General features: G+C 59.5%; 7 protein-coding genes. 1 reads left to right on the top strand and 6 read right to left on the bottom strand.

Annotation, left to right across the window (positions count from 1 at the left end; genetic code table 11):
• Positions 1 to 100: 100 nt before the first annotated feature.
• The 6 genes from RG836_RS23465 to RG836_RS23440 form a co-directional block, all read right to left on the bottom strand.
• The gene (locus RG836_RS23465) at positions 101 to 754 is read right to left on the bottom strand and encodes an HAD family hydrolase (RefSeq protein ID WP_310849971.1); all 654 of its coding nucleotides are present in this window, start codon (positions 752 to 754) and stop codon (positions 101 to 103) included.
• Positions 755 to 788: 34 nt separating this feature from the next.
• Positions 789 to 1793, bottom strand: a complete 1005-nt coding sequence (locus tag RG836_RS23460; RefSeq protein ID WP_310849970.1) for an ABC transporter ATP-binding protein — start codon at positions 1791 to 1793, stop codon at positions 789 to 791.
• Positions 1790 to 2590: an ABC transporter permease gene (locus tag RG836_RS23455; protein ID WP_310849968.1), complete on the bottom strand. Its 801-nt coding sequence runs from the start codon at positions 2588 to 2590 to the stop codon at positions 1790 to 1792. Before RG836_RS23455 ends, RG836_RS23460 begins: the two co-directional genes overlap by 4 nt.
• On the bottom strand, positions 2577 to 3422 hold the full coding sequence (locus tag RG836_RS23450; protein ID WP_310849966.1) for an ABC transporter permease: 846 nt from the start codon (positions 3420 to 3422) through the stop codon (positions 2577 to 2579). Before RG836_RS23450 ends, RG836_RS23455 begins: the two co-directional genes overlap by 14 nt.
• On the bottom strand, positions 3419 to 4225 hold the full coding sequence (locus tag RG836_RS23445; RefSeq protein ID WP_310849964.1) for an alkaline phosphatase family protein: 807 nt from the start codon (positions 4223 to 4225) through the stop codon (positions 3419 to 3421). Before RG836_RS23445 ends, RG836_RS23450 begins: the two co-directional genes overlap by 4 nt.
• 168 nt (positions 4226 to 4393) lie before the next feature.
• A complete protein-coding gene (locus RG836_RS23440) occupies positions 4394 to 5470 on the bottom strand; it encodes an ABC transporter substrate-binding protein (RefSeq protein ID WP_310849963.1) in 1077 nt (358 codons plus the stop codon).
• Positions 5471 to 5830: 360 nt separating this feature from the next.
• Between RG836_RS23440 and RG836_RS23435 the strand changes: the two genes are divergently transcribed.
• The gene (locus tag RG836_RS23435; RefSeq protein WP_310849961.1) at positions 5831 to 6544 is read left to right on the top strand and encodes a UTRA domain-containing protein; all 714 of its coding nucleotides are present in this window, start codon (positions 5831 to 5833) and stop codon (positions 6542 to 6544) included.
• Positions 6545 to 6684: the final 140 nt, after the last annotated feature.

Raw genomic sequence — 6684 nt, 5'->3', positions numbered from 1 at the left:
AGGTCTCATTGCCACAAAGAAGGTCTCATTGCCACAAAAGCATCTCTCATTGCCCTAAGAGCAGTTTGCTTCACCCGACTGACCCGCCCCCTCAGCCCCATTACTTCCAAAGATGAATCGGCCACCCGGCCTTTTCGGCGTGTTCGCGCAGCACCGGGTCCGGGTTGACCACGTGCGGGAAGTCGACTTTGAGCAGGAGCGGCAAGTCGTTGCGTGAGTCGGAATAGAAGCTCGCGCCTTCGAGGTTTTCCTCTTCGGCGTCGAGCCATTCCAGCAGGCGGGTGATTTTGCCTTCGCGGTAGGTGAGGGTGCCGACGGTTTGGCCGCTGTACACGCCATGGGCGACGTCCAGCTCAATGGCGAGGATCTCGTCGATGCCCAGGCGCTCGGCGATCGGTCCGACCAGATGCGTGCCAGAAGCGGAGATCACCAGAATCCGGTCACCCGCCTTACGATGTGCGGCGATGGTGCGGGTGGCGTCACTGAAGATGATCGGCTCGATAAAGTCCTCGACCCACGGTCCGACCAGATGCTCGACCTCTTCCGGCGTGCGACCGATCATCGGTTCCAGGCTGAAGTCCATATAGTCTTCCATGCGCAATTTGCCATGGCTGTAGGCGTCCATCAGCTCATTGTTCTTGCGCATGAACGACTCCGGGTCCACCCAGCCCAAGCGGCCCATCTGTTCACTCCAGAGGGTGGCGCAGTCGCCGTGGATCAGGGTCTCGTCCAGATCAAAAATTGCCAGGGCCATCAGTGCAACTCTCTCTTCATAATCAACAAAGCCATCAGGCTACCTCACACAGGGCCGAAGGATCGATGGAAAGTGCCAGGCGCTGACCGTCGGGGTGCAAATCCGCCGCCGAGCGATTAAGCACATCCACCACCAGTTCCACGCCTCGTGCCTCGATGCGGTAGCGGATCACGTTACCGAGCAGGCTGTGGCTGCGGATCTGCGCGTCGAGTTCGCCGTTGAGGCTCAGCTCGATGGCTTCCGGGCGAATCGCGATGCGCCCGCTGATCGGCCGCTGCAGCAGCTTGCTGGCGCTCTCGGCGTCGAGCAGGTTGTAGTTGCCGATAAAGCCGGCGGCAAACACATCCACCGGCGCGGTATAGAGGGTTTCCGCGTCGCCGCTCTGGACGATCCGGCCCTGGTTCATCAGGAAGATCCGGTCCGACATGGTCAGCGCTTCTTCCTGGTCGTGAGTCACGAAAATCGTGGTCAGGCCCAACTCCCGCTGGATCTGCCGGATTTGTTCGCGCAAGTGCTTGCGAATGCGTGCATCGAGTGCCGACAGCGGTTCATCGAGCAGCAGCAAGCGTGGGCGGGTCACCAATGAGCGGGCGAGGGCCACGCGCTGGCACTGGCCGCCGGACATCTGGTGTGGATAACGGCCGGCGAAATCGCCCAACTCCACCAGTTTCAGCACTTCAGCCACGCGCTTGTGGCTGTCGTCGGCATTGACCTTCTGCATGCGCAGGCCAAACGCGACGTTCTGCTCCACGGTCATGTTGGGAAACAGCGCATAGCTCTGGAACACCATGCCGATCCCGCGTTTCTGCGGGCTCAACGGCACGATGTCCTGGCCATCCAGGAGAATCTTGCCGTCATCGACCGGAGTCAGGCCGGCGATGCAACGCAGCAAAGTCGACTTGCCGCAGCCCGAGGGGCCGAGCAGAGTGACGAACTCACCTTTGTGGATTTCGCAATTGATGTCGCTGAACACCGGAGTGCCCGTGGTGCCTTTTTGCGCGTAGCTTTTTTGCAGGTGTTGGACGCTGACATAGCTCATTCGCTTTTGTCCTTGTTCAAGATATTGGCCGCCCAGGTCAGAACCAGCACAAAGAAGAAATAGGAAATCACCAGCGCGCTGGTGAAGTGGCCGCTGCTGTTACGCATGTTATTCAGGTACACCTGCAGAGTTTCGTAGCGCGTGCCCACCAGGATGTTGGCGAACACAAACTCGCCGAACAGAAACGAGAAGGACAGCAGCAGCGCCACCATCAAGCCTTTGCGCAAGTTGGGCAGCACCACCAGCACTGCTGCCTGGAAGGTGCTGGCGCCGAGCAGTTGCGCGGCGTCCATCAGGTCGCGCAGGTTGATCGCTTGCAGGTTGTTGGTGATCGCCCGGTACATGAACGGCAGCGCCACGGTGAAATAGCAGCCGATCAGGATCCACGGCGTGCCGACCATCGCGAACGGCCCGGAACCGTAAAGCTGCAACAGCCCCACCGACGACACCACCGGCGGCACCGCGAAGGGCAGCAGGATCAGGATGTTCATCAGCGCGTCTAGCTTCGGGAAGTGGTAATGCACCACGAACAGCAGCGGCAGGATCAGCACCACCGACAGCACCAGGGCGCCGACGCAGACGATCAGCGACTGCCCAAACGCACCGAGGAAGCGCGGGTCGCTCCACAGCTGCAAGTACCATTTGAAGGTGAAGCCGCTGGGCAGCACAGTGGCCGACCAACTGCTGGAAATCGAATAAATCAGCGTGCCGGCCAGCGGCAGCAACAGGATGGCAAACAGCAGGTACACCACCACACGGTGGTAGATCCCGACGGGGCTCAGTTCAGCGCGAGACATGGTAGCTCCTCTTCAACAGCAACTGATGCACCACGGTCACCAGGGTCATCAACGCCACCAGCACCACAGCCAGCGCACTGGCCATGTTCGGGTCCAGGGTAATGTCGCCGGACACCATCGCCGCGATACGGATTGGCAGCACGTTGAAGTTACCGGTGGTCAAGGCGTACACGGTGGCGTACGCGCCGAGGGCGTTGGCCAGTAGGATCACGAACGTGCCGAGCAGCGCCGGGGTTAGCACCGGCAACCCAATGTGCCGCCAGAACGCCCAACTGCTGGCGCCTAGCAGTGCGGCGGATTCTCGCCAGTCTTCCCGCAAGGCGTCGAACGCCGGGTACAGCAGCAGTACGCCGAGGGGAATCTGGAAGTAGGTGTAAAGGATGATCAGCCCGGTTTTCGAGTACAGGTTGAAGTCCTGAATGATTCCGGCCTGCTTGAGCATGATGGTAAAACTGCCGTTGAAGCCAAGCAGGATGATGAACGCAAACGCCAGCGGTACGCCGGAGAAGTTGCTGGTCATGTTGGCGAAGGCGTTGACGAAGTTGCGCAGCCGCGAATCGACCTGGCGCAGGGAATACGCGCCGAGCACCGCGATGATGATGCCGAACACGCTGGACCAGAAACTGATCTCCAGGCTGTACTGGATCGCCTGCAAATAAAACTTCGAGCTGAAGATTCGGGTGAAGTTGGCCAGGCCCCAGCCGGACTCTTCCGATTGCAGGCTATTGATCATTACCCACACCAACGGGGCAATTTCGAACACGATGAAGAACAGGGCGAAGGGCACCAGGCACAGGGCCGCCAGCCATTTACCGCGGAGTATGGAATTCACTTGAGCAACTCCCGGCACACAGGTTTGTCGTGGGGCACGCCTAGCAGTTCGCAGACGGTGCCGCAGAGTTCGATCTGTTGTGGCGCGGCGTCGGGGTTCAGGCTGAACCCGTCGCCGAGCACGAACAGAGGCACCTCACGTTCTTCCGGCAACAGGCCATTGTGCGAGCGGTCGTTGTTCATGCCGTGGTCGGCGGTCACCAGCACCTGATAGCCCTCATCGAGCCAGGTGCGCAGGTAGTCGGCCAGAATGATGTCCGCCGAGCGCGCGCTGTTGCGGTATTGCGCGGTGTCGAGGCCGTGCTTGTGCCCGGCGTCGTCGATGTTCATGGGGTGAATCAATAGAAAATTCGGGGCATGGCGCAGGCGCAGGTTTTCCGCGTCGGCGAACAGGTGTGAATCGGGGTAGTGATCGTTCCAGTAGAAATGCCCGTGCTGGATCGGCAGTTGCGGGTCGCTGGTGTGGCGATCGCGGGCGGCGACGAAGGGTGAGCGGTTGTACAACTCGCTGACCCAGTGATAGGCCGCGGCGGCAGTGGTCAGGCCGGCATCGGCGGCGTAGTGATAAATGCTGCGCTGGTTGGACAGGCGCGAGACGTTGTTGTGGACAATGCCACTGTCGATTGGCGTGACGCCGGTGAGAATGCATTCGTAGAGCGGGCGGGACAGGGCCGGGAGTTCGCATTCCAGTTTGTACAGCGCTGCGCGTCCTGCGCCGACATAGGCCTGCAAGTGCCCCATGGCGTGGCGCGCGACCTCGTAATTGAGACCGTCGAGCACGACCAGGATGACGTTGTGCTTCATAGGGGCGAGGGCTCCGCGATAACAGATATTCGAAATCCACTCGGTCCACTGTGGGAGCGGGCTTGCTCGCGAAAGCGGTTACATATCCAACACATGTGTTGACTGACACACCGTCTTCGCGAGCAAGCCCGCTCCCACAGGGGGACCTTCAGTGTTTGTGCTAGCCTGTCACTTCATTTCGACGATGACTTCTTCGTTCCACTTCTGCGGCAGAGCCTTGGAGGTTTTTTCCCAGGCGGCTGCGTCTTTGATTGGCTGTGGATTGGCCTTGGTGTATTGCTCACCCGGGATCAGGTTTTTCGCAATGTCTTCTGGCAGTTTCAGGTCGGTTTCGGCACGGATCGGACGGGCGTTGCCGCGCGCCAGATTGAGTTGGCCGGCGTCGCTGAAGATGTATTCGCGGGTCAGCTTGGCGGCGTTCGGGTGCTTGGCGTATTTGTTGATGATGGTGGTGTAGCCGGATTTCACCGAGCCATCGGACGGGATCAGCACCACGTAGTCATCCGGGTTGGCCATCTTGGCTTTGTAGCTCAGGCCGTTGAAGTCCCAGACCACGCCGACTTCGATCTCGCCTTTTTCCATGGTGGCGATGGTCGGGTTGGACAGCGACAGGCGACCTTGCTTGGCGATGTCGGCAAACATCAGCAGCGCCGGCTGGATGTTCTTTTCATCACCCTTGAGGGAGATGGCCGCAGCCAGCACACCGTTGGCCGCCTGGGCCGCAGTGCTCACGTCGCCGATCGAGACTTTGTACTTGCCGGACTTGAGGTCAGCCCATTTGGTCGGGACTTCCGAGCCATGCAGCAATTTCTTGTTGACGATGAACGCGATGGTGCCGGTGTAGGCCAATGCCCAATGGCCGTCAGTGTCTTTGGCCCAGTCCGGGACTTTGTCCCAGGTAGTTGGCTTGTAGGGTTGGGTCACGCCTTTGGCTACGGCAATCGGACCGAACGCGGCACCCACGTCGCCGATGTCGGCGCTGGCGTTATCTTTTTCCGCATCGAACTTGGCGATTTCCTGGGCCGAACTCATGTCGGTGTCGATGTGCTTCAGACCATAGGTTTTGGCCAGGTCATCCCAGGTGCCTTTCCAGTTGGCCCAGTCATCGGGCATGCCGACGCTGTTGACCGCACCTTCCGCTTTCGCAGCGGCTTCCAGTGTCTTCAAATCCGTATCAGCGGCCATGGCGGCGGTGCACATGGCAATGGTCGAGCCTAACAGTGATGCCAGGAAAAGCTGTTTCATCCGAAGCTCCTTTGGGCGTTTTCAACGCTGCGATTGCGGTTGTGTTGGTCTAGGTCAGCAATACCTGAGCCAATTTAAGGGGAGTGCATGACACTTTCATGTCGACCGTTATCAGCAACGGTGGTTTATTGCCCGGTATGGGCGTTTGCCCGGTAAGCGTAGACCATGGGCAAAGGCCCGACAGGCAAGGACATGGCCGGTGTATTGCAGGGTTTAAGTGGCGATGAAGATGACCGTCGAGCACCTTTGTCATGTCCCGGTCATCTGCGCTGCCTAGGCTTGCGGAGCGCCAAGTGAAAGGGTTTTGCTGTGCGCTCCTGCCCCGAAACAGTGCTGGTCTAGTCCAGATAGGTAACGTTGATGCGTGATGAGGCAACCAAAGCGGTGACAGCCATTGGCCAAGTCCTGCAGGAACAACTCGACCACGGCTTGTTGTCGCCAGGCAGCAAGTTGCCTGCCGAGCGTAAGCTCAGTGAGTTGTTCGGTACCACGCGGATTACCGTGCGTGAGGCGTTGTTGCAATTGGAAGCGCAAGGGCAGATTTACCGCGAGGAGCGTCGCGGCTGGTTCGTTTCACCGCCGCGCCTGGCTTACAACCTGATGCAGCGCAGCCATTTTCACGCGATGGTCAGCGCCCAGGGCCGAGTGCCGTCGACCGAGGTGATTTCCGCGCGACTGCAACCAGCGTCGGCGGCGGTCTGCGAATGGTTGCAATTGCCGGCGCTGTCCAGCGTGATCCAGATTTGCCGCGCGCGGCGGATTGATGAGCGGTTGGTGTTGTATGTGGAGCACTACCTGAATCCGCAGTTTTTCCCGGGGATTCTCGAGTTTGATTTGAATCAGTCGATTACCGAGCTGTATGCGCGGCATTACGATTTGCACTACGGGCGGGTGCGTTTCGAGATAGTGCCGACGTCGTTGTCGGTGGATGCGGCAGCGGCGCTACGGGTGTCGGTGGGCAGCCCGGGGTTGCGGATTGCGCGGGTTAATTACGATCAGCATGAGCGGTTGATTGATTGTGATCTGGAGTTTTGGCGGCATGATGCGATTCATGTCGGGGTGGATGTGGTTTGAGGGCTGCGGCGCTGAATGGGTGACTGGTTTTTGGGTGTATATCCGTTGCTGCGGTAACGGCGACTTATGGTTTCGCCCTTACGGCGAGTCACCTTTTACAAACGCCGGTGTGCCGGCCCAGCAAAAAGGTAACCCAAAAC

The organism is Pseudomonas rhizozeae (genome assembly GCF_031583775.1).
GTDB lineage: Bacteria > Pseudomonadota > Gammaproteobacteria > Pseudomonadales > Pseudomonadaceae > Aquipseudomonas.
The sequence above is the reverse complement of the archived record's forward strand: the minus strand, read 5'-3'. Positions and strand labels throughout refer to the sequence as shown.